Genomic DNA, 26255 nt, shown 5'->3' on the forward strand with positions numbered 1-26255 from the left:
AATTTATTCTACCTCAATATCAGCTTGTTTCATTGTTTCTATTAACAGACCATGAAACTGCTCAGAAAGTTCAGTTAAAGGTAAACGGATATGACCATTAGCTATCAAGCCCATACGATGAACAGCCCATTTGACTGGGATTGGGTTCGCTTCACAAAATAAAGACCGATATATTCCGGTTAATGGTTGATCAATTTTTGCAGCTAATTGTGCATCTTTGGCTATCGCCGCGTCACACATTGCTTTGAATGCATGTGGAACAATATTATTTGCTACGGAAATTATGCCATCACCACCCAGCAACAAAAACTCACGTGCAGTCGCATCATCGCCACTGAAAAGTAAGAAATCATCACCACATAATTCACGTAAACGTGCAACACGGCTTAAGTCACCAGTGGCTTCTTTAACACCAATAATATTACTCACAGTTGACAATTCAGCGACAGTTTCAGGCTTCATATCCACGGCGGTACGACCTGGTACATTATAAAGAATTTGCGGAATATCAGTACTTGCAGCAACGGCCGTATAATGGGCAATCAATCCCTTAGGCGTTGGTTTATTGTAATAAGGTGTCACCCCAAGCATCGCAACAATACCTGAGTTTTGCATTGATTTAGTTAAATCAATTGCTTCTGCAGTGGCATTGGCACCATTACCACCGATAACCGGAATGCGACCTGCTGCAAACTTAACCGTTTGACTAACCACATTGGCATGTTCTTTCATTGGCAAAGTCGCTGACTCGCCAGTAGTACCGACAGCAACAATAGCATCAGTACCTTGTTCAATATGAAACTCAACAAGTCTTTCTAGGCTTGCATAATCTACTGTGCCATCACTGTTCATTGGAGTGATTAAGGCTACGATGCTTCCGTTTATCATCTATCTTCCCCACGGTTTCAGGATTCGCTATGTTACTGATGCCAACCAATAATGACAAGCTCTACGGTAACCATAATCTGAAATAAGTCATTTAAGATATTTATTGCCACGTAACCTAGCATCTTTAATGCCATAGATCTAAAAAATAATCACATTTATGTGAGTGATATAGGTTACTATATTGAGGTGTTTTAGTGAAAAATGATAGCATTAACACCCCACCAAAACTTATATACTTTGCATAAGTTTTCGCTCTACGATATCAACAAGTGAGGAAAATCCATGACCAATTATCTGGTCGTTACGGCAATGGGCGCAGATCGTCCGGGATTAGTCAGTCGTTTAGCGCGTTTAGCAAGTGAATGTGATTGCGATATCGTCGACAGTCGTATGGCATTATTTGGTAACGAATTTACCTTAATTATGATGATATCAGGCTCTTGGTCTGATATAACAAAAATTGAAAGCTTATTACCCAGTTTGAGTGTTGAGCTTGAACTCATGACGGTAATGAAGCGAACCTCTAAACATACCCCTGAGAACTTTGTTTCTCGGATTGAAGTGATTTTCAATGGTGAAGACCAGCGCGGCACCATGAAAAGTATCACTCAGTTTTTGGCCGACAGAGGGCTTGATTTAGCCGCTGTACGTTCTCACGCTGATGACAATAATAATCTTAAAACTCAATCGATTATATTAGCCATAAACATTCCCGACAAAGTGAATTTATTGAAACTTGAACAAGGTATATATGAACTGGCCGAATCAATGTCTTTAGAGTGCACAATCAAGCGCATGCAAGGCATTGCAATAGAATAACCTTAGAGAGTAATGAACTTTATCGCTAAAGTTGACGTAATAAGGTCGACGACATAAAGGTATAACGATCAGATAAAGGAAACATGATGAACACATTACAAGTTGGCGACGTAGCGCCAAAATTTACCCTACAGAATCAAGCTGGTGAATCAGTCTCTTTACAAGACACACTCACTAAAGGCCCTGTTTTAGTGTACTTCTATCCTAAAGCCTCTACTCCAGGTTGTACGGTACAAGCACAAGGCCTACGCGACATTAAAGCCCAGCTTGATGAGCAACATGTCACAGTGTTTGGCATCAGCCCAGATCCAGTAGCAAAGTTGGCTAAGTTTGCGGAAAAGCAACAATTAAACTTCACATTACTCAGTGATGAAGACCATGCTGTTGCTGACGCATTTGGCGTATGGGGCGAGAAAAAATTTATGGGTAAAATTTATGACGGCATTCATCGTTTAAGTTTTATCGTCGGTACTGATGGCAAAATTAGCCATGTACTTAACAAGTTCAAAACGAAAGATCATCACGAAGTTGTATTAGCAAGCTTAGAAAAATAAGCTGCTATTTAGCTTGATAACGCGTAATAAAAAGGCTTAGCAATTTGCTAAGCCTTTTTATTACAAACAACTCCACTCAAGTCAGTTAATGATCAACTCTCTTTTGGTGAATTGTCATTTTCAGTAGTCTTGCTATCGTCGGCCATAGTATCGTCAGCTTTATCATCCGCCACAGTATCTGGCTCTTTAACATCGTTAACGGTTGCAGCTTTTTTCGCTTTCACTTCAGCAGCTTTGATTTTTGCTAGTTCCGCAGCTTCTTGCTTAATTAATGTAGCTTCTTCATCAGCTAATAAGCGGGCTTTTTCTTCAGCTTCAAACTGTGCCAATTCTTCTTCTCTACGTTGTGCTTTATCAATGGCACGTTGCTCAGCTTCTTCTGCTTCGCGTACAGCTCTTGCTTCAGCGGCCGCCTTAGCTTCAGCGTCGGCCAATGCTTTGGCTTGGCGATCGGCCTCTTCATTTAATTCACGTTGAATAATTGCCTGTTCTTGCGCTTCCTGAGGCAACAAACTAATTAACTCTATCCCCACAGGTAGATTAACGGTTTCAGCACCAGATATCACTTTCACTTTACCTTCTTTGGTTAAGTAAACCAACGGCAATGCAGTTTCACCATAGCGACTCTTGAAATGTTCGAAGGTAAAGTTTTCGGTAATATTAGTGATTTTTAATACTGCACCTTTTGCCATTAAACTGGCAATTTTGGCGTAAGATATATTCTCACCAAACAAAGATAAGCGCTTTAGATAAGACTCTGACAACTGATGACGAGCGCTAGCGCTGTCACCATTGTTTAAACCATAGACCTTTTCTGATCCCAATAAATCTTGGAAGTGAAAAGTCACCAACGGATTTAACTGACGGTAAGGAGACATCACTAATACTCGGCCAATGCCACTTGAATCCATATAATTAGCAGCATGCTCTGAAGCTGGATTACCAAAATATACCGGAATATTTTTCATTCGCGCTTCACGAATACTGTCCCAGTTATTATCCGCTAAAATGACTTTAATGTTTTTAGATATCAAAATTGAAGCCAATTCGCGTGAAAATTTAGATGCCCCGAAAATCAATAAACCTTGATTAGAACCATCCTTTACACCTAAATACTTAGCCCAGCGACCCGCGGTTAAACTTTGAATCACCACGGTTCCGATAATAATCAAGAATACTAAAGGTACAATTGAACTCGCACCTTCTAAGCCAACTGATTCTAATTTGATCGCAAATAACGATGAAATGGCCGCAGCAACAATACCGCGAGGGGCAACCCAACTTAAAAACCACTTATCTTTTGACGTTAAATTGGTACCTAAACCAGAAATCCAAATGCTTAATGGACGCGCAATAAACATCGCAACTAATAGAACCCCTAGACCACCAAAACCAAGATCTATCATTGCATTAGAGTCTAATCTTGCGGCGAGTAAAATAAATAATGCCGAAATTAATAATACTGTTAGCGTCTCTTTAAACTCGAGAATATCGGCTATATCGACACCGCGCATGTTCGCTAACAAAATACCCATTACAGTCACAGTTAATAAACCAGACTCTTCTTGAAGAATATTTGAACCAACAAATACACCAAGCATGATAGTCAGTACCGCGGTATTAAGCAGGTAATGCGGGAATAAGTTTTTACGAATCGCTAAACCCGTTAAATAACCCGCAGCCGCGCCTAAGCCAAAACCAAGCAGTAAAGTTAGACCCAGTGCATGTAGCACGTGCGAAGTAGGATCGGCAGTGACAGCGATATACTCAAAGACTAATACCGCAAGTAAGGCACCGATGGGGTCAATAATAATACCTTCCCAACGTAAAATGCTGGCTAAATTGGATTTTGGTTGCACGGTACGTAACATAGGCACAATCACTGTCGGCCCTGTTACTACCACTAACGCACCAAATAACATCGCAATTGCCCAGTCAAAACCAAGCAGATAATGTGCAGCAGGCGCAATACAGGCCCAAGTGATAAAAGCACCTATGGTAACGAGGTGAGTCACCATTCTGCCGTGATCTTTAATTTCTTTAAAGTTGAGCGTCAATGCCCCTTCAAACAAAATGACCGCAACACCTAACGAAATAATAGGAAACAACAAATCGCCAAAGATCTCATCAGGATCGAGGATCCCTAACCCTGGCCCTAACAATAATCCACACAATAAAAGTGGTAAAATTGCGGGTAGACGTAATTTCCACCCCACCCATTGACACAAAAGTGATAGCACGCCGATTAAAGCCAGCATACCTGTAATGTGTTCAACCATAATCATTTCCTTTTGTATTGCTCTCATTGCCCATCACTAACACTAAAAAGCAATGTGGCTTAATTTAATATCCAACTCTAAATGCAGTCAGCATAATTGTTGGTATGCCAAGCTGATTTAGTAAAATAATCAATAGCAATTAATCACTATTATTCATCCGTTTGATTTTTTATTACATCATAAATAACCCATCGTTATATGACGTTTGTATGTCAGCGCTTAAAAACATTGTTCAACAAATATGGCTGACAAAATTCAGCATATAACATACTAATTTAACCAAGGGATCAAGACTTTTTTGACCAATATCACATTTTATACCATTTAAACGTTAGATGAGTAAATATCTGATTTAAATGAGCAAATAGTCCTATAACCATACACCCTAATCGTTTGTTTTTTAGCTTCAATTCGCTCAGAAACAAAAAAACCTCAGCTTTTGCTGAGGTTTTTATAAGCATAAACCGCGCTATTATTGAGGAATTCGTACCTTACCTTCCATTAATACTCGTGCACTACGGCTCATGATGGCTTTTTTTACCTGCCATTGACCTTGCACTAATTCTGCTTCTGCTCCCACTCTAAGCGTGCCAGAAGGATGACCGAAGCGAACGGCCTTACGTTCGCCACCACCGGCAGCCAAATTAACTAATGTGCCAGGGATGGCGGCTGCAGTGCCAATCGCCACCGCTGCGGTTCCCATCATCGCATGATGCAGTTTACCCATAGACAATGCCCGCACGACCAGATCGATATCGTCAGTATTAACCGCTTTACCACTGGATGAAATATAATTCGTAGCAGGTGCAACAAAGGCCACTTTAGGGGTATGTTGACGAGCTGCAGCCTCATCAATATGGTCGATTAAGCCCATTTTTACTGCACCGTAAGCACGAATGGTTTCAAACATGGCTAAGGCTTTATCATCATTATTAATGTCATTTTGCAACTCAGTACCTTGATACTGAATATCGGCTGCATTAATGAAAATTGTTGGAATGCCCGCATTAATCATGGTGGCGTTAAAGCTCCCAACGCCTGGCACGTCAAGTTTATCGACCACGTTACCTGTGGGAAACATAGCGCCGTCACCGTCAGCAGGGTTTAAAAACTCCACTTGCACTTCAGCTGCGGGAAACGTCACACCATCAAGTTCAAAATCACCGGTTTCTTGTACTTCACCATTGGTAATAGGGACATGAGCAATAATGGTTTTATGAATATTAGCTTGCCAAATACGCACGATTGCGGTGCCATTTTCAGGCACTCGGCTTGGATCGATTAAACCATTACTAATTGCAAATGATCCCACCGCTGCGGTTAAATTACCGCAGTTTCCGCTCCAGTCGACAAATGGTTTATCAATCGAGACTTGACCAAATAAATAGTCAACATCATGATCAGCTTGAGTACTTTTGGATAAGATAACTGTTTTACTGGTACTTGAGGTTGCTCCGCCCATGCCATCGGTATGTTTACCGTAAGGATCGGGACTGCCAATAACACGTAGTAACATTGCATCACGGGCTGCGCCAACCACTTGAGCGGCTGCAGGCAAGTCAGTCAAACTGAAAAATACCCCTTTACTGGTGCCGCCGCGCATATAAGTCGCTGGAATTTTCATTTGTGGTAAATGAGCCATCACATATTCCTAAAATAACAAAAGACCAAACCGGCAAGCCATCAATAAGCTTATAAGCTGCCGGTTAAATAAGGCACAAAAACACATAATTACTTGGTTTCGTTGGCTAAAAAGTCCTGAGCAAAACGTTGTAATACACCACCAGCTTCATAAATTGACAATTCTTCGGCAGTGTCAACACGACACTTAACCGGAATAGTCACTTGCTCACCGTTCTTGCGGGTCATAATCACTTGTAACATTGCACCAGGCTTACGTTCACCAACCACATCATAGGTTTCGGTACCATCAATATGATAAGTATGACGATTATGGCCTGCAGTGAACTCAAGCGGTAATACGCCCATGCCCACTAAGTTAGTGCGGTGAATACGTTCAAAACCTTCAGCAACAATCACTTCTACCCCTGCAAGACGCACGCCTTTGGCTGCCCAGTCACGCGACGAACCTTGACCATAATCAGCGCCGGCAATAATAATCAGTGGCTGCTTACGTTCCATATAAGTTTCAATGGCTTCCCACATGCGGGTCACTTTGCCTTCAGGCTCTAGTCGCGCAAGTGACCCTTGTTTAACCTTACCGTTTTCCTGAACCATTTCGTTAAACAGTTTTGGATTAGCAAACGTCGCACGTTGCGCAGTTAAGTGATCGCCTCTATGAGTGGCATAAGAGTTAAAGTCAGCTTCCGGCAAACCCATTTTGTGTAAATATGCCCCTGCCGCACTGTCGAGCATAATCGCATTTGATGGCGATAAATGATCGGTGGTGATGTTGTCTCCAAGCACTGCTAATGGACGCATACCTTTCATGGTGCGCTCACCCGCCAAGGCTCCGTCCCAATAAGGTGGGCGGCGTATATATGTGCTTTGCGGACGCCAATCATATTGTGGATTTACATGGCTGCCATACTCGACTTTAATGTCGAACATTGGCTCATAGACTTTACGGAATTGCTCAGGCTTAACACTTGCTTTAACAACTGCATCAATTTCTTCATCGGTTGGCCAAATGTCTTTCAACGTAACCGCTTGGCCTTGATTATCGATGCCTAAGATATCTTTTTCAATATCAAAACGGATGGTACCGGCAATGGCATAAGCAATGACCAAGGGAGGTGATGCTAAAAATGCTTGTTTGGCATAAGGATGAATACGACCGTCAAAGTTACGGTTGCCCGACAACACTGCAGTGGCGTATAAGTCGCGATCAATTACTTCTTGTTGAATCACCGGATCGAGCGCGCCGCTCATGCCGTTACACGTGGTACAGGCAAAACCGACAATGCCAAAACCTAAGTTTTCAAGCTCAGGCAATAAACCTGCTTCTTCTAAATACAATTGCACTGCTTTAGAGCCTGGCGCCAGCGATGATTTCACCCAAGGTTTACGTAATAAACCACGTGCATTAGCATTGCGAGCCAATAAACCTGCTGCAATCATGTTGCGTGGGTTACTGGTGTTAGTACAACTGGTAATGGCAGCAATAATCACCGCGCCATCGGGCATTTTACCGGGTTCGTTTTCAACCACGCCACTAATACCACGCGCGGCTAATTCTGAAGTGGGTACGCGATTATGCGGGTTTGATGGCCCAGCAATATTACGCCCAACAGAAGATAGGTCAAAATGCAGTACCCGTTCATAAACTACGTTTGTTAAGGTATCTGCCCATAATCCAGCTTGTTTAGCATAAGTTTCGACTAATTTAACTTGCTCGTCATCACGACCTGTTAGCGTTAAGTAATCGATAGTTTGTCTATCGATATAAAACATCGCAGCAGTGGCACCATATTCTGGGGTCATGTTGGTAATGGTTGCGCGATCGCCAAGGGTTAAATGGGTAGTCCCTTCGCCATAAAACTCTAGGTAAGATGACACCACTTTTTGCGCACGAAGATATTCTGTTAACGCTAAAACGATATCCGTTGCTGTAATGCCCGGTTGCGGCTTACCCGTAACCTCAACACCAATAATATCAGGTAAACGCATATATGATGCGCGGCCTAACATAACACTTTCTGCTTCTAAACCGCCCACACCAATGGCTATTACGCCTAAAGCATCAACATGCGGTGTATGGCTATCGGTACCGACTAAAGTGTCAGGAAATGCAACACCGTTTTGTGCATGCACCACTGGTGACATACGTTCTAAGTTAATCTGATGCATGATGCCGTTACCCGGTTGGATAACATCAACATTTTTAAACGCCGTTTTGGTCCAATTGATAAAGTGAAAACGGTCTTCATTACGGCGGTCTTCAATAGCACGGTTTTTTTCAAAGGCGTCTTTGTCAAAACCTGCATATTCTACCGCTAATGAATGATCGACAATCAATTGAGTCGGTACTACTGGATTTACTTTAGATGGGTCACCGCCTTTTTCTGCAATGGCATCACGCAGCCCCGCTAAGTCGACTAACGCGGTTTGGCCTAAAATATCGTGACAAACCACGCGAGCCGGATACCACGGAAAATCGAGATCACTTTTGCGCTCAATCAGTTGTTTTAACGAATCAGTAAGTGTCTCTGGCGAACAACGACGCACTAAGTTCTCGGCAAATACGCGAGAACAATAAGGAAGCTTGGCAAAGGCGCCAGGCTCAATCGCATCAACAGCCTCTTGGGTGTCAAAATAATCTAATTGGGTGCCAGGTAAGGCTTTACGGTATTGAGTATTCATAACTTCATCCACAATAAATATGTAAGTAATAAGCGCTAATCTATATCGAAAAAAACCGAGTCATCATAATGATACTCGGCAAACCGATTAACGTTGGCTAATAGGCACCACTTTACGCGGCTCACTTCCTACATAATCTGCACTTGGACGAATAATCCGGTTGTTAGAGCGCTGTTCCATCACATGTGCCGCCCAGCCGGTTAACCGCGAACAGACAAAGATTGGGGTAAATAATTTAGTTGGAATGCCCATAAAATGGTAAGCCGATGCATGGAAAAAGTCTGCATTACAAAATAGCTTTTTGGTGTCCCACATAAACTCTTCACAGGCGACTGAAATGTCGTATAAAGAAGTGTCGCCATTTTCGTGTGCCAGCTTTTCAGACCACTTTTTAATAATCACATTACGTGGATCAGATACGCTATATATGGCATGACCAAAGCCCATTATTTTTTCTTTACGTTCTAACATCAATGCCATCTGCGCTTTGGCGTCTGCTGGCGAACTGAACTTTTGGATCATGTCCATTGCAGCTTCGTTTGCGCCACCGTGTAAAGGGCCGCGTAAAGTACCAATGGCGCCAGTGACACATGAATACATATCAGACAAAGTTGATGCGCACACTCGAGCGGTAAAGGTTGATGCGTTAAACTCATGCTCAGCATATAAAATCAACGACACGTCCATGACTTTACGGTGCTGTTCTGACGGTGTTTCACCGCGTAATAATTTAAGGAAATGACCACCCAAGGATTCTTCATCCGTGGTGCAATCAATTTCTACACCGTCGTGAGTGTAACGATACCAATAACACATGATGGCCGGGAATGCGGCTAGTAAACGGTTCGCCGCTTTATGTTGTTGACTAAAATCAACTTCTGGTTCGAGGTTGCCTAAAAATGAGCAACCTGTTCGCATCACATCCATTGGATGTGCATCGGCAGGAATAAGCTTCAATACCGATTTAAGCGCATCAGGTAGATCACGTTGCGCAGTTAATTCGGTTTTATAAGCACTCAATTGCGTTTGAGTCGGCAGCTCACCATTAAATAATAAATAAGCGACTTCTTCAAAGGTAGCGTTATCGGCTAAATCAGAGACATCGTAACCGCAGTACGTTAGGCCTGAACCTGATTTACCAACAGTACATAATTTTGTTTCGCCAGCACTCTGACCGCGTAATCCTGCGCCTGATAATTTCTTGTCTACCATGATATTTTCCTTCTTTTGCTTTCACGATTTAGCACTGCTAAATCGCGGTTGTAGGCTATTGTTATTTTAGTTGTAATCGAGTCTTATTGTTGTACTGAGGCCGCTATTTATTTTTACCTTCCGCAAACAAACTGTCTAATTTTTGTTCATAATCGTGATAACCAAGATAGTCGTATAAATCCATACGAGTTTGCATGGTATCAACCACTGCTTTTTGGTCGCCATCGGTTAAAATTGCGCTGTAAACATTTTCAGCTGCTTTGTTCATCGCACGGAATGCACTCAATGGGTACAACACCATTGCAGCGCCCCACTCACCTAATTGTTGCTTATTCCATAATTCAGTTTGGCCAAATTCAGTAATATTAGCCAAAATAGGCACATCTAAAGCCTCAGCAAAGGCGCGATAATGCGCTTCTGTTTGAATCGCTTCAGCAAAAATACCGTCAGCACCCGCTGCCACATACGCTTTAGCGCGTTCAATAGCGGCTTCTAACCCTTCTTGAGCAAACGAGTCTGTGCGCGCCATAATGAAAAAGTCAGGATCGATACGGGCATCAACGGCTGCTTTAATCCGATCGACCATTTCTTCTACTGGGACAATTTCTTTATTTGGGCGATGGCCACAACGCTTTTGTGCCACTTGGTCTTCCATGTGTACCGCTGCAGCGCCAGCTTTTTCCATGTCACGAATGGTTTTGGCAATATTAAATGCCCCCCCCCAACCCGTATCAATATCCACCAGCAAAGGTAAATCACAGGCTGAAGTAATACGCTGCACATCAACAAGCACGTCAGTTAGCGATGTCATGCCTAAATCGGGTAAACCATAAGAGGCGTTAGCCACGCCGCCGCCAGATAAGTAAATCGCTTGATGACCAATTTGCTTGGCCATCATGGCGGCATAAGCATTAATGGTACCGACAATTTGCAGTGGTTTGTTGTTAGCTAATGCTTGACGAAATTTTTTACCTGCACTCATGATATTTCCCTCTATGCAATTAAGACCGTGGACACTAACGCCACAGATAAGTCGTTACGATAATTTATGTTCAATACTGTTTTTAGAATACATAATGTGGCGGCGCATCAGCATTTCGGCTAATTCTGCGTCACGATTTGAAATGGCCTGAACAATGTGTTTGTGTTCATCATAGGCAGTTGTTACACGAGGACCCGCCATGCCAAGTTGCACCCGATACATGCGCACTAAATGATAAATGCCATCAAACAGCATTGAAATTAGGTGTTTGTTTTTACTGCCTAAAATAATCCGATAATGAAAATCAACATCGCCAGCTTCTTGGTAATAAGACTCGCCACCTTTAACTTCATCAAAGTGAGATTGTAATAAAGCACTTAAATCAGCAATTTCGTTATCACTCATATTTGTCGCCGCTAAACGTGCCGCCATACCTTCAAGTGATTCACGAACTTGATACAGCTCTATCAACCCTTGTGGAGATAACGCAACCACACGAGCCCCTACGTTGGCTTTTCGCTCAACAATATGGCACGACTCTAATCGGTTAATGGCTTCACGGATCACGGCTCTACTCACAGCATACTTTGTCGACAATTCAGTTTCGCTCAATTTATAGCCGGCCTGAATACGACCTTCGACTATATCGTCTCTAAGGGCTACAAAGGTCTTATCTGCAGAAGTAATCGGCTGGTTCATGCTTGTATCCTAGGCATTTAAAATTGATCTATCACAACAAGTTGTCGACAATATAACACCTATTGAATACATAACAAGCAAAAAAGGTGCTTATTGTCGACAATAATTTACTTGACGAGTAAATTTTGTCTTGCTCTCAATGTAGAGAGGTTTATAGGGAAGACTCCCCCCTGCGACAAAATGCCGCAGATAGGGGATATTCAATTGTCGCAATGGCAAAGTTGGAGCAAAATTAATAGAAGGATAACGTCAGTGACATCCCCCTTTTAATAACTATAATTCGCTGACGTTTATTCGTTTTGGTACACACTTTGGCGTTGTTTGGTTGCAAACTGATTGGTCATAGATTGATGAGTTACAATTGAGTGTCTACTCAATGCTTGGTGACTTTACTCAGCCTCTATCTGCTATGGGAATGGGGATAGAGGCTGATTAAAGGTATCGCTTTTATTCTGAATAAGATTATTGGGCCTCTATTGATATAGAGGCCTTTTTTTGCCTGCAACAACTAACACTATAGAGCTTCGCCCTCGAAAGCTTGCCGGATATCAGTGTACAGTTTTATTCAACTACTATAGTTTCAAAAGACCATGGTGTTGTTTCTTATCTCTTTCTCTTCAAGAAAATTCATTATCTACGAACTTTTTTTTATTCTTACGACTCATTCACAATAAATAGAAATGGATATATAAAGAAAAATTACTTAGCAAGTCAATAACATGGTCTAGACTGTTGTATTGTGGAATCAATTATCTTTTATAATATTTGTATATATTATCTTCTAAGATAGGAATATAGATTAAAAATACAGAATTAAAGCAAGAGAAATGTAAGGGTAATAATCATAAAGCTTGGTCATTTTTCACTGAAGAAGATTAAAGGTTAAATTTAACTGATGTTCAGCCGATAAATAGTTATCCATCACTTAAGCTAACGTTAAGTCGTTTAATATAGAAGATATTATGGGTAAATGTGCAGTAAAATCTATTTAAAATCATCATTGGGGAATGACGTTTTTAGTACTATTTATGCTAAAAACATGCTAAAAAATTATGTTGAAAGTCAAGCTGAAAGTTACGTTTTGTATACTATAATTGTATAAAAACTCTAAAAACCCTTACATTCTATAGGTATATATATGTCTCTTTTTAAGAAAATTTTTATTTTATCTTCATTAATGCTTATTTTACTTTCTAGTATTTTAACAACCGTCGCTATTTATAATATTAATGAACAAACTCAAACGTCTATAGCTAATAATTTAATCGATACTGGGTCGATTAATGCGGCTCGATTATCAGACTGGTTAGAAGTAAAGCGCAACGGGATAGAGGCGTTATCAACTTCTGTTCAGGGTTTATCAGACCCTAAAGAAATTGCTGTTTTGATAGAAACAGTAATGGCAGGCTCTTCATTATCACTCGCATATTATGGCATTGAAAATGGTGATACCTATCGAAGAGAAGGATTGAATACCATAGAAGATTATGACCCTAGAGTACGGGGGTGGTACAAAATGGCGTTAACAAGTAATGACGTTATCACCACAGATCCTTTTACTTCTGCATCTACTGGTGAAATCGCAATAGGTATAGCAAAAAAAATTGAATCTAGTGGTAAGGTTGTGGGTGCTGTAGGCGGTAATGTTAATTTAGACTACCTTGTCAATACCATTACTAAACTGAATGTACCTGGTGATGGGTTTTCCTTCATAGTATCTGATAAAGGAACTATTATCGCTCATCCACAGGCCAATCTGAATACCAAACCTCTTTCAGAATTGAACTCTACTCTAACGAACGATTTGGTACAAAATACAAGTTTAAATAATAAAATTTTGGAATTGGAATTTAATGGTGAAAAGTACTTTGCCTCAAAAACACATTTAGAGAATACTACTTTTTATATTGTTATGGCTGGGAAAAAATCTGTTTTATTAAAACCAGTACGTGATTTAATGAACTTTCTTATTATTCTGGCAGTGGTATTAATTGCATTATTTCTATTTCTTGCATTAAAAGGTATTAAGCTATTTTTGACCAGTTTAATGACAGTATCTGATGCATTACAATTGGCGGCTGAAGGAAACGGTGATTTAACCCAACGTATACCCGTTAATTCTGATGATGAGATAGGTAAGCTTGCGAGTAATTTTAATAATTTTTCTGAACATCTCCAAGGTATCTTATTAAAAATATCTAAAGTAACAGAAGAGTTAACCCAAGAAGCAAGTAGCATTGCTCATTCAGCATCTGAACAGACGAAAAGCGGTAGACTACAACAAGATGAAATAAACATGGTGGCTGCAGCGGTAACAGAAATGTCTTCAGCAACTAATGAAATTGCTAGTAATGCAGAAAAAACAGCAGAAACGTCTAATCATTCCGTTGCTATGAGTAATCAAGGCCAAGTGGTTGCTGCCAGTTGTGAAGAATCCATTAATAAATTATCTAATGAAGTAAATAGTGCAGCAACGATTATTACTCAGTTAGATAAACAAAGTTTACAAGTTAACTCCATTGTTGAAACCATCCGTAGCATTGCAGATCAAACTAACTTATTAGCATTAAATGCAGCCATTGAAGCTGCTCGTGCCGGTGAGCAAGGTCGAGGATTTGCGGTCGTAGCAGATGAAGTACGAGTGTTATCGCAACGCACCCATCAATCTACGGAAGAAGTTTCGTCCATGATAACTGCTTTCAACAACACTATTTTAACTGCGGTTAAATCCATGGAAAGCTGTCATACATTGGCAATATCCAGTGTAGAAAATGCAGCAGAAACAAATACTAGTTTTGTTAAAATAAAATCAGCAATTCAAGACATTAATGATATGTCAACGCAAATAGCCACTGCCGCAGAAGAACAGAACCAAGTTACTGATGAGGTGTCAAGAAATACTGAATCGATTAAAAACGTATCATTAGACTTCTTGAAAAATGCAGAAAATAGCGCTAATCAATCTAAGCACTTAAATCAATTAGCAGAGAACTTAGAAAAATTGTTAGCGCAATTCAAATTAAAATAATGATTTAATCAACACAATCCTTTTATTGTGTACTTAGTAAGGTGATATGCAGATAGCCTAAGAATTTATAATGTTATAGTTTATCTATTCAAGGTAAATTCTTAGGCTAACGTTACAAGTGTCATTTTCTCGGTAATCGAAATGACTCAATGAATAATAAACCGGTTATACAATCATAACCATATCTCAGTTATCCATTGATTTAACCAAAGCAGAATCACCCAATCCATGTAAACCCATTCATAACCTCAATGGCAGAGTAATCCGTCTTAACAATCAATAGCCTAAACGTTACGACGAGCAGCTTAAATGCGAACAACCACCTACCCCAAAGAATTCAGATGCCTTGATTCGATAGTATTTGTCTTCAACGTCCTGAGACTGCTCAGCGTAAGGCTGCGTCATAACGTCCTGTAGTTCTCGAACCAACGAATAATTGCCAACACTGGCTTGTTGATAAGCAGGCACCAGCAACCACTCTCGCAAGGTATATTTAGGGTTAACGAGTTTCATCTGCGAAGCGATCTCATCACAGTTGCGCGGCATATTCGCGCTGCTAGTGCTTCCGACCATAGAGCTGTCGAGCAGTGTTTGCCATTGTGCTAGCCAAGCAGACCAGCGTTGCTCCAACCCCTTTGGCCCTTGTGATAAATCTCGGTAGAAGCTTTTTGTCAGTGGGCCAATATTATCAGGCAGTGACGAAAGCTCACGGAAAAACAGGGTGTAATCCACTGGCGTTTGCAGCATAAGCGTTTCAAGCTCATTAAATAGCGCTGTATCAAAAGTGTTAAGTCCAAGTTTAGCCGCCCACATCTGCTCCATTTTTGCTTCCATCTCAGCTGAAAAGCCATTAACCAACTGCTGGAGCTGTTCTAGATAATCTGGTTTAGACATCAGTAATGGGCTTAGTGCCGTGCAAAACATCAAGAAATTACGTTCTGCAGCTACACCTTGATTAAAAAACGCAAAGTGCTGACCGCCACCCGTCCAAGGTTGATATTGTGGGTTAAACACATCGCAGAATCCGAACGGACCGTAATCGAGAGTGAAGCCACCAGCGGCACAGTTATCGCTATTAAAGTTACCCTGACAGTAACCAACACGGATCCAGTTCGCTATCAATGACGTCAGACGACTACGGAACTCGCGCGCCAACAAAAACACTTTTTCTTCATTAGTGAGTTGTTGGTCGATAACATCAGCGTATTCACGGTCAACTAAATGCAACATCAACTGTTCAAGCTCTGCCATCGCTTGAGGGTGTTCTTGCTTACGGGCGCGGCGACCGAATAGCTCAAGTTGACCAACCCGAATAAACGAGGGTGCCACACGCGTCGAGATAGCAACAGCCTCGGTGATCATTTGGTCAGGATCTTGTGCGTTAGAGCCCTCAGAATACCAAGGCCGCTGGACAGTCTCGGTTTTAGACACATATAAACTCAGCGAACGAGACGTTGGCACGCCAAGCGCGTGCATGTGCTCTTGTGCGAGAAACTCACGCACACTAGAGCGCAACACCGCGCGACCGTCTGCACCGCGGCAATATGGCGTGCGGCCACCGCCTTTAAGCTGCATTTCCCAGCGTTTATCGTTAATCACTGCTTCTAGCACAGAAACCGCTCGACCATCGCCGTAGCCATTACCCGTTCTGAACGGACATTGTTGGATGTATTCGGTACCAAAAATAGACAGTGCATACCCGCATGCCCACCCAACCTTGCTCATTGGCTCAGGAACGTTTGAAAGGTCGCCGGAGAATAAGCTCATAAAATCGGCAGACTGCGCCATGCTGTCGGCAAAACCCAATTCAGCAAAGAAGCTGTTGCTGTGTGCTACATACTCTGGATTTTCAATTGGAGTCGGTTTTACAGGAACGTAGTGGCCAGAGAATACTTGTCGCGGCGCGTGGTCGACGCCGTTTGATGTTGCGTCAGGATCACAGTTAAGCGTGTCCATCAACGAGTAGTTGTTCAATTTAGCGAGATCGTCAACTGTCTCGACAGTAACGGATGTTTTCTGGGACAGTTGATTAGTCATTGGGATACCTTGTTGTTTGAGTCGAAGGGTTGTTCACAACTTGATGGTTCATCGTGTCGACGATTATTCGATTTTTTCGATGTCTGGAAGCGGATCTTGTCAGCATATATGTCGAAGGCCTGCGCTGTGATATTTGAAAGAGTCAGAGATAAATGAATACAACCGACATCCATGGTAACGACTCGTTGTACTAATGGAAAGCTTAGCTTGCTGCATCTGCAAAATTGAGATCATGTCATATGATGATCCATCATATCTGCTATGGCCTGCGGCCACTAACGTCGTGGCGCTTCACCCACACCAGACCAAAAGGAAACCAACGGCTGTTCCCTCTTGGATCACCCAGCCGCCCCGCAACATTTTCAAACAGCGAAAAGGTCGCCATGGGGTTGATCCAGCTTTTGACTTTATTGTTATTCCGCCTCGGACTTATTCGAAAATGCTAACGCTTCCGATGGTACATCCTGTACCCCGAAAGCTAGCCTGACATCCATGTCAGGATTCACGCTATTTTCTTCAACGCCCTCTAGTTCAGAGTTGAACTGGTCCATTTCCAAGTCAATAAAACTAACTCGTTTTTGCCCCATTGTGAGTTTGGCAGTTCAAAAGGTAAATAAGGCTAGTAAAGCTTTGGCTATAGAAAAGCTAATCTGAAAGGTTTTTGCACAATCTAGAAGTTATCCTGTGCCGTCTTTTCTTGGTTTTAGAAGCTTCTCACTTAAATGGTATACACCCGCTTCTAGCGGAAATGAGTCGCATCGATTAAACACAGAGATTGTCATAACACGATTGACTAAAAGCTGGAGTAATAATTACCCCAGCAGCAGAGTTTTGTCTTCACGGGTATGGAACGTCCATATACGGCTCTGTTTTTGGTTGAAATTTACTCAAGTTATCAATATATTAGATTGTCAGTCGGTTTCAAATGAATAAGGGATTATGTGAGCAATTCAGGTGCAAAAGCTGCTTTAAAAGGTTACAGACTTCAAACTTTATACATTTTGCACGAAATTCTACAGTCGAAAGACTCTGGGTTAATTTTTCAGCCAGAAGGTAACGAGGATTTAGCTGTATACCAAGGCGAAAAATTAGTAAGAGCTGTACAAGTAAAAGCACTTAGTGATCCTCTTACTCTGTCCGATTTCATCGTGGCTGATAAAGCTGATACATTTATTCATCGCAGCTTAGATTTATTAAAGAGTAATGGGTCCCCACGAGTAGAAGTGATTAGCTTTGGTACAATAGGTAATGAACTTAAAAGTGCATGGTCTATCTCAGATAAAAATAAAGCGGCTAACCAAAATAAGCTTAGGAAGAAATTAGTAAAATTAAAAATTTGTAATTCACAAATTGACCTACTATTTAAAAGTTTAGTTTGGGGCTCTGTCGTGGAGGAGCAGTTGGACTTTGATATTTCTGAGTGCTTGAGGAAAACATTAACATCAGGTTCAACTGAGCATGCATTATCATTGTTAACCTCTTGGTTGCTAGAGGCATCAGAAAAAAGAACGAAAATCACTCACGTAATACTTTTTGAAAAAATCAATTCAATAGGTCGATACTTTGCGGAGCGAGAGGCACACCATCACGAATGGTTTAAGTCCGTAACACCTTTAGAAAGCAATAACACCATCGAAAAACATAGTTTAGAGAAAGAATACTACCGAGGAGTATCAACTAGATTTAGTCATATTCAAGCTCAATTAGATATCCTTAGGCAAGATCAACTAACAGAAATAGATAACCAATTTAAAATATCTCAAACAGTCATTATTCACGGTGCATCAGGTCAGGGAAAAACCTCTTTAGCTTATCGTTATCTATATGAATATGTTCCTGAAGCCTGGCGACTACAAGTTAAATTTATTGAAGACCGAGCCCACGCTCAAACAATAGCTTTAGCTATTGCAGATCAATTAGCAATATTCGATGCGACTTTATACTTGTACATCGATGTTAGCCCAAGGGATCCAGATTGGACATCTCTAGTAGCTGCTTTGCTTGAAAGGCCAAACATAAAAATCCTCATATCAATCAGAGAAGAAGATTTGGCACGACAAAATATTTCAAATGATCAGTTAGGTTTCCCGGCCCTTGTTCAGCTTCAGCTTTCCAAAGAGGAAGCTAAGCATATTTACTTTAATTTGATAGAAAAAGGAGTTGCCAAGCCTTATCCATCTTTTGAACAAGCTTGGTTAGGGTTCAGTGGTAACGGTTCATTGTTGGAATATGTATTCTTTCTGACTCAAACTAAATCACTTAAAGGAAGGCTTAGTTCTCAGGTTAGCCGTTTAAGAACTGAAGTTAGAGAAGGTAAATTAGAGGCATCAGCAATTAAATTTTTATTGGCTTGTGCTGTAGCAACCTCGCATGAGGCCAGAGTAGACATTAAGTCACTAGTAAAAACTACCGATTTAAAAGATCCACAAGGTACCTTTAGTCTGTTTGAAAATGAATATTTAATTCGTCGAACAGCTGACAAAATTCATATCGAAGCATTACATCCTATTCGCTCAAAACTTCTTGTCGAGGTATTGATTGACCCAGCTTTTTCTCCTTGGATCGAATCTGCTCTATCTGTTTTACCAAGTATTCCTGAAGCTGATATTGAAACCTTCCTGCTATATTCGTTTGTTGAAAAACCAAACGAATTTGAAATGTTATTCAGCAATCTAATGAAGCTTAAGATTGAAACTTGGGGGGCCGTTGCTGGCATAGGGCGAGCATTATTATGGTTTGGTATTCGTAATCATGTAATTGAGAATAGAGACGTTATTAACTCCTCTCGATTACTTGCTGGAGGTGATGGATGGTCACTGATTTTGCAACAAGATATTGGAAGAGCAATAGAAAGTGATCCTGTAGAAGACTTGATAAATATTTTTGGAAAAAACAATCCAACTGCCACTGAACGTATCAAGGTGCTAAGGCAGCAGATCAGTGCACCGAATACAGTGTATCGCTACCTGGAGGTTTGGCTAACACATATGCCTAATAATCTATTGGCTCCTTATAGCAACAGTGACTGGTCAGGTATGGGGGAAGTCTTATTATGGATAGATAGGTTAGATATTGCTAATGAGTTAGATCTGTCTTGGTTACTTAAGATAGATATTGAGTCTACATTTGAAGATATTGTACCACTAGCAGATTTAACTATAGGTCTATTTTCCTTTTCCTATGATTTATATCAATCATTTATAAACAATAACAATCAAAAAATCATCTCTATTTTTCAAACGTCTACTCAGACTATTTGGCTTGAGCAACAAAATAACCCAACTATTCACTATATTATACCCGCTGTAGGCACTGACTCAGATAAATATACTGGAACTTATATAAATAAAATGTCAGGAACTAGGGCAACTATATTAAGAAAGCTGTTTCCGGATAAAGAAAAATACGGAACTCAAGGTTACGGACACCAAAATATATTGATGGAGTTACCATTAGATGAAAGCCATAAAAACATTGTGAAGTCGGCAATCCCTCTACCACAATTTGTGAGTGTTAACTCGACATGGGCTAATTATGCTGATTACATCTTTAGACCAAATGATTGGCTAGAGTACGCAAACAATGTCTTATCAGTTAGGGAACAAATTGTAAAAGGATTGACTACATTAAATAAAACGCTAGTTGCATACTTCAGAAAACGGATACCCCGAGCGCTTATAGGTACTGGAAAAATCGATAGCGAATATTGGGAAAGTCTAGCGAAAATCAATTGGCAGTTAACTAAGTTACCTAAGCTTGCGGTTGATCCTTGGGGGATTACCAGTGAAGGAACACTGCGCTACGATAAAGAGCAGAGTAAAAATATAGCTATATTTAGAACAATCCAAAACGATTCAACAAATTTCAGAAAATCACTTGGGGATTACATCTTTCCTTTAACCAATTTCTTTAGTCAATCTAATGTTATCCTTGTCTTTAATGGCCTTATAGGCAGATTACCTAAAGAACAGCACGATGAGCTATACAAACGTAATGAATCTTTAGGTCACATATTTAATGAACATAATACTCACCTTTCTTGTGTTAATTTTAATGACGCTTCCAAAAACTTAAAGCGATTTCAACATGAGTTCAGGTCACTTTTTAGTGACCTTTTTCCTCATCAAAAACTTCACCAGTTGGAAAAAACAGAAACAGAAAAATTTAGTAAAGCTTGGGCACTTTGGTATCAATTTGCTCACCATCCTGAAAAGTACTGGAAAGATTCACCAGACATAAGAACTTCATCAATTATAACTAATTTAAACAATGACTTGATAAGCTCTGTCAAGACATCACTTAGCAATATGTCTGACTATTGCATGAGCTCATCAATTTTAAGTGAAAATTATGAATACCAAGGAAAAAATGCCCTTTGGATTAAAGTAGAGCTTCATGACTTAGCTTGCATGGAAAACGTTTTAATAAATACTGTAGATGCGTTAACTGAAGCCGTTAGACCTGTAAATTTTTCTGACCTTAAATATTTTGTATTGGCGGATTTGTGGGACAATTTCGTAATTGTACCAACTAACAAAGGACATGCCGTATCTAATAGCGCTTGGGTAGTTTCGACTAGTTGTTTTATCGGGAGTGAGCCAGTAATCAATGGAGAAAAACTCTACACCTATTTACCTCATCCAATTGCCCCTGAAGCGTTAACTTACCTTGAGATCAAAAATACGGAGACAGCCACCAGAGAGAGCTTAGAAAAATTAGAGAACGAAGTAGGTAGTATTTTCGGAATAATAAACCATATACATTGTTTCGGAACTCTTGATTCAAATGTAAATGAAACTGGAATTGAGATACTAGAAAGCTATTTAAAGCCTTTAACAGAGTCATTGACATGTCATATTCATTCTGCTGGTAACTTAATAGAAAAGGCAAGAGAGGATATTAGTAAGGACAGTCTGAAAATATGTTCTATTTTAGAACTGTGTGAACATGCAATTCAACCCTACGAAGAATCAGAAAGTAATCAGGTAAATATTTTTGGAGGGGATTGTAGAGCGTGGGCAGAATTACTTATTGAAGCATTAGAAAAGTTGCAAATATTAAAAATGAAGATAAAGGGGTCGTAGCGTATTAGGGCTTTTGAATTAACTGAGATACTTTTTCTAATCAGTCACTCTTTAACGATAGTCTTTGCTCTAACTTGCTTTTGTCCATAAATTAGTCAGAAGCCATGATTGGGAATAGTTAAATTCAACTCTGAACTTGAGGCCGTTGAAGAAAATAGCGTGAGCCTGACAGGACGTCAGGCTAGCTTTCGCGGTACAGGATGTACCATCGAAAGCGTTAGCATTTTCGAATAAGGCTGAAGATGGTTACATTCGCTGTCAGAAGCTCGATAATTTCCGTCGCAATTTTTTCGCTACTGTTGTTTGGTTAAAAAGCGAAAATGTTGCCGGAACGGCAGGGGTGATCCAAGAGGGGATTGCTGTTGATCCCCTTTTGGCCCGTGCAGGGTGGAACCTTGCGATGTTAGTCTGGTGTGGGTAAAGCGCCACGACGTTAGTGGCCGCAGGCCATGAAGCAATATCTAAAAACACCCTTTGTCCAAAACCGGACAAACACCAAACTCCCCTATTCTACCGATTATCTGCCGTTGGCTTTTTCAGCAATTTGCGCTGCAAGGTTCTCCGATGCATGCCCAGCTGGCGGGCGGTTTCTGATACGTTGCCATTGTTGTTGGCGAGGACTTGTTGAATGTGTTCCCATTCGACGCGTTTAGGATTAAGTGGCAGCTCTTCAATATCATCATAAACCGTTGTGGTTTGACCCGAGACTGATAATGCATTTAATAAGGTTTGGGTGTCGACAGGTTTGGCGAGGTAATTGTCTGCGCCAAGGCGGATGGCTTCTACTGCGGTGGCAATGCTGGCAAAGCCAGTGAGTAATACCATTTGCACATGAGGAATAAGTTGTCTTAATGGTTTAATTAACGATAAGCCATTATGTTCAGCTAGTTTCATGTCCAACAAGATATGGGTTGGAACAAATTGCCTTGCCATTAATAAACTGTCGCTGGCGTGATGGCAGGTTTTGCACTCAAAACCGTGTTTGCCGAGTCGGCGGGCTAAAATGGCTGCAAGGGCTAAATCATCTTCAATAATCAACAGCTTGTTCATGTTGTTCTCTATTCAGCTTATATTGGCTTCAATTCGCTTCAACTTGTTTTTTGTTCGCTCAGCGGTAAGGTCACAATGGCTTCGGTGCCGCATTCAGAATGGGGTTTAAGGTATAACTTACCGCCTAAACGCTCGAAGCTGGTGTGGCTTAATAAAACAGCAATGCCCATCCCTTTGGGGCTTTTTACCATGTTACTGCCTAATGTATGAAGTAAATGGGTTGCAATACCGACACCGTAGTCACGAATGATGATACTCAACTCTCTTGGTTGAGAAAGACTAATATTTACATCGACCTGAGACGAATGTTGATTATCTTCACTGGCTTGGACGCCATTTTGAATAAGAGCCATTAATGCTGGCAATAACCCCATGTCTGTCAACACTATATGTGACTCAACCTGTGGTGCTATGGATATATTCAATTGCGCTTCTGGCATCAATAAACTTATTTGCTCGGTTAACATTATCACTAATTTATCGACGCGCTGCTCTGTCAGTTTTTGTTCTCTAATCGATTCAGTCGCTAAACGTAAATCAGCTAAGGTGACTTCACAGCGATTTAGCGCTTGCTGCATTTCGCTGATCAATTCAGTTTGTTCAACATCATTGATCGAATCGGATAGTTCATCAACTAGTAAGCGTAATGTGGCTAAAGGCGTTGCCAGTTGATGTGCCATTTGCGCTGATGCGGTGCCTAACGCCAATATCTTTTCTTGGCGTAACTGCGCTTCTCGTAAATAGTGCAGCTCGGCATTTTTTTGTCTAATACGTTTGGCAATAAAGCCTACTGTGATGGTTAAGACTAATGCCGAAATAACAAAATTAAACCACATGCCTAAATAGTGCGACCCCATGTCCATACTGTGGCTTGCTGGCATAGCCTGATTTGCTTGCATAACATGATTCATCTGGCTCATGTCATGGTCCATTACTGAACCACTATTTTGTTCGGTGATATCAACAATCATCAAGCTATAAAATACTGTCGACACTATGGTTAAGCACCAAGGAGCCCATAGGGGTAATGTAATGGCTGAAATAGCAATCGGTAATAGTAGTAATGATACAAAGGCATTGGTTGCTCCGCCGGTAAAATATAACCACGTAGCCCAAAACAAAGTGTCTAATAATAAGGTTAAAAACAACAAACCATTGTTGTTCATGCTGAGTCGATGAAAGCGATAGCTAAAGCCGACATAACAGGCTTCAAAAATTAACACGTAAGACAAGGTTACTGGAGGTGTTGTTAAGCCAAATAAGTCTGTCGCAAACAAAATAAGGCCAATTTTAAGGCCCCAATTCACTAATCGCAGTAAGGCTAATTGTTGCTGGCTTGCGTTAAACGAAACATTCACATTTGCCATACTATTGTTTATCCTAATTTTTTGTGATGTATTAAGCCAAAGATACAGCGTTGAAATATTGAGGGCCTTACAACACGGCGATTATAGGTCACTTTATCAAAAATTTACTCTCGCAGTGCCTATTTTAACGATATTAATTCAGCTAGGCGGGCTAACTTGCGAGTCAGTAAAATAGTTAATCAGCCACAAAAACGCCTCGCCTACCGTTAAATATGTAGATATAATGCATAGCAATTCACTCGGCCAAATATAACAATTTCAATTTAACTACCCTTTTGACGGTTATTAACTGGTTAAGACTTTTTGCAGTGTTTGCTTTTATAGGTCAGTTCGTCGAAATATAGCCTGTTAAATTCCTAATGATAAAACCAAGGAAGATGTTCAATGATTAATGACATTATATTGCTCACCAACAATGTACTGTGGGGCGATTACCAAGTACTCATTTATATATTGGTATTTGCCGGCATATGGTTTTCATTGAAATTAAGATTTATTCAGCTTCGCCATTTCGGTTACATGTTTAAAGTGATGAAAGGCAGTACTCAAGGTGACAAATCGGGCATTAGCTCGTATCAAGCATTATGTACTGGCCTGTCTGCGCGAGTGGGAACAGGTAACTTAGCGGGCGTCGCAATGGCGATTTCACTGGGTGGCAGCGGTGCAGTATTTTGGATGTGGGTTATCGCGCTATTGGGTATGGCGACCGGATTTGCCGAAAGCATTTTAGGTCAGCTGTATAAAGTGCGCGACGACCATAAAGAATACCGCGGTGGACCCGCTTATTATATCCGCGCTGGGCTGAATAAACCTTGGTTAGCGGTATTATTCGCGCTGTGTTTATTCCTCGGTTACGGCATTAGTTTCAGTGCCATGCAAGCCAACACGATTACTGACGCACTCAACCACACTTTCGAGTTATCACCTGTATATTCCGGTGCGGTTATTACCTTTATTGCTGGAATCATCGTTATGGGAGGTCTTCGCAGTATTGCGCGTTTTGCTGAGTTCGTGGTGCCGTTTATGGGTCTGGCCTTTATTTTAGCCGCAGTCACCGTCACCATTATTAACATTCAGCTAGTACCTGGGGTATTGATGGATATTATTAACTCAGCTTTTGGGTTAAACGAAGCGGCAGCTGGTGCACTCGGTGCAGCGATTAAAAATGGGATTCAACGCGGTTTATATTCTAACGAGGCTGGTGCAGGTAGTGTACCCCATGCGGCAGCGGGTGCCACTCCGGTGCCAAACCACCCTGTTGCACAAGGTTACGTACAAATGCTTGGGGTGTTTATCGACACTATGGTGTTGTGTAGCTGTACCGCCATTGTGATTTTATTGGCCCAAGGCAATATTGACAGTGAAATGGAAGGCATTCGGATCACTCAAAACGCCATGACTTACCATATGGGAATGAGCGGTGATATGTTTGTGGCCATCATTATTACCCTATTTTCTTTTACGTCTGTGGTGGCCAACTATGCCTACGCCGAAAGTAACTTGCATTTATTTAAGCTCGACAACATTTATGGTCGCACCATATACACCCTACTGTATTTAGGCATGGTGTATTGGGGAGCTAACGCCTCATTAAAAGAAGTGTGGAACATGGCAGATATGGCGCTGGGATTAATGACAGTGGTTAACATCAGTGCAATTATGCTGTTAACCCCGACCATAGTGAATTTAACCCGCGATTACCAAGGTAAGCTTAAAACCACTAACCAGCCTGAATTCAAACTGGCCGATGTCAAAATTCAAGGTAAAACCGAAACTGGCGTGTGGTCGTAAACACAATACTTTAGGCTTAAATGAGTACAAACTCGTTGATGCGGAATTGAACCTATATTCAATTCTGCATTTTTGTTAATAACGCAGTTAATGCTTAAAAGAACTGCCTATAACTTTTTATGATTAAAAATTTATATAATAG

General features: G+C 40.9%; 15 protein-coding genes. 5 read left to right on the forward strand and 10 right to left on the reverse strand.

Annotated elements, in window-relative coordinates; genetic code table 11:
* Positions 1–3: 3 nt before the first annotated feature.
* Positions 4–888, reverse strand: a complete 885-nt coding sequence (dapA, locus tag ABIS04_RS10180) for a 4-hydroxy-tetrahydrodipicolinate synthase (protein WP_350430989.1) — start codon at positions 886–888, stop codon at positions 4–6.
* Between the two features lie 282 nt (positions 889–1170).
* Here dapA and ABIS04_RS10185 point away from each other — a divergent pair, with 282 nt between their 5' ends.
* Complete coding sequence (locus ABIS04_RS10185) at positions 1171–1707, forward strand: ACT domain-containing protein (RefSeq protein ID WP_350430990.1); 537 nt, start codon at positions 1171–1173, stop codon at positions 1705–1707.
* Between the two features lie 86 nt (positions 1708–1793).
* A complete protein-coding gene (bcp, locus tag ABIS04_RS10190) occupies positions 1794–2261 on the forward strand; it encodes a thioredoxin-dependent thiol peroxidase (RefSeq protein ID WP_140235569.1) in 468 nt (155 codons plus the stop codon).
* 92 nt (positions 2262–2353) lie between these two features.
* Here bcp and ABIS04_RS10195 read toward each other — a convergent pair whose 3' ends face one another.
* The 6 genes from ABIS04_RS10195 to ABIS04_RS10220 all read right to left on the reverse strand — a co-directional run bounded on the left by ABIS04_RS10195 (position 2354) and on the right by ABIS04_RS10220 (position 11756).
* Positions 2354–4540, reverse strand: coding sequence for a sodium:proton antiporter (locus ABIS04_RS10195; RefSeq protein WP_350430991.1), 2187 nt, complete (start codon positions 4538–4540; stop codon positions 2354–2356).
* A 472-nt stretch (positions 4541–5012) separates the two neighbouring features.
* Positions 5013–6182 carry a 2-methylaconitate cis-trans isomerase PrpF gene (prpF, locus tag ABIS04_RS10200; protein WP_350430992.1) on the reverse strand — a complete coding sequence of 390 codons (1170 nt, stop codon included), beginning with the start codon at positions 6180–6182 and terminating at the stop codon, positions 5013–5015.
* A gap of 89 nt (positions 6183–6271) precedes the next feature.
* A complete protein-coding gene (acnD, locus tag ABIS04_RS10205) occupies positions 6272–8863 on the reverse strand; it encodes a Fe/S-dependent 2-methylisocitrate dehydratase AcnD (protein WP_350430993.1) in 2592 nt (863 codons plus the stop codon).
* 87 nt (positions 8864–8950) lie between these two features.
* Positions 8951–10075, reverse strand: coding sequence for a 2-methylcitrate synthase (gene prpC, locus ABIS04_RS10210; protein WP_350430994.1), 1125 nt, complete (start codon positions 10073–10075; stop codon positions 8951–8953).
* Between the two features lie 103 nt (positions 10076–10178).
* Positions 10179–11057, reverse strand: a complete 879-nt coding sequence (prpB, locus tag ABIS04_RS10215; protein WP_350430995.1) for a methylisocitrate lyase — start codon at positions 11055–11057, stop codon at positions 10179–10181.
* A 54-nt stretch (positions 11058–11111) separates the two neighbouring features.
* On the reverse strand, positions 11112–11756 hold the full coding sequence (locus ABIS04_RS10220) for a GntR family transcriptional regulator (protein ID WP_350430996.1): 645 nt from the start codon (positions 11754–11756) through the stop codon (positions 11112–11114).
* 1138 nt (positions 11757–12894) lie between these two features.
* On the opposite strand from ABIS04_RS10220, the gene ABIS04_RS10225 reads away from it, so the two are divergent.
* Entirely contained in the window at positions 12895–14784 is a 1890-nt protein-coding gene (locus tag ABIS04_RS10225) for a methyl-accepting chemotaxis protein (RefSeq protein ID WP_350430997.1), read from the forward strand.
* Positions 14785–15075: 291 nt separating this feature from the next.
* On the opposite strand, the gene ABIS04_RS10230 is transcribed toward ABIS04_RS10225, so the two are convergent.
* Positions 15076–16821 carry a protein adenylyltransferase SelO family protein gene (locus tag ABIS04_RS10230; protein ID WP_350430998.1) on the reverse strand — a complete coding sequence of 582 codons (1746 nt, stop codon included), beginning with the start codon at positions 16819–16821 and terminating at the stop codon, positions 15076–15078.
* 941 nt (positions 16822–17762) lie between these two features.
* Between ABIS04_RS10230 and ABIS04_RS10235 the strand changes: the two genes are divergently transcribed.
* Complete coding sequence (locus ABIS04_RS10235) at positions 17763–21905, forward strand: hypothetical protein (protein WP_350430999.1); 4143 nt, start codon at positions 17763–17765, stop codon at positions 21903–21905.
* A gap of 510 nt (positions 21906–22415) precedes the next feature.
* On the opposite strand, the gene ABIS04_RS10240 is transcribed toward ABIS04_RS10235, so the two are convergent.
* Together ABIS04_RS10240 and ABIS04_RS10245 are read right to left on the reverse strand one after the other, a co-directional pair.
* Positions 22416–22955, reverse strand: coding sequence for a response regulator (locus ABIS04_RS10240; protein ID WP_350431000.1), 540 nt, complete (start codon positions 22953–22955; stop codon positions 22416–22418).
* A 38-nt stretch (positions 22956–22993) separates the two neighbouring features.
* Complete coding sequence (locus tag ABIS04_RS10245; protein WP_350431001.1) at positions 22994–24322, reverse strand: HAMP domain-containing sensor histidine kinase; 1329 nt, start codon at positions 24320–24322, stop codon at positions 22994–22996.
* Positions 24323–24706: 384 nt separating this feature from the next.
* Between ABIS04_RS10245 and ABIS04_RS10250 the strand changes: the two genes are divergently transcribed.
* Positions 24707–26113 carry an alanine/glycine:cation symporter family protein gene (locus tag ABIS04_RS10250; RefSeq protein ID WP_350431002.1) on the forward strand — a complete coding sequence of 469 codons (1407 nt, stop codon included), beginning with the start codon at positions 24707–24709 and terminating at the stop codon, positions 26111–26113.
* Positions 26114–26255: the final 142 nt, after the last annotated feature.

Origin of the sequence: Shewanella sp. H8, assembly GCF_040285065.1 — a bacterium.
Classification (GTDB): Bacteria; Pseudomonadota; Gammaproteobacteria; order Enterobacterales; family Shewanellaceae; genus Shewanella; species Shewanella polaris.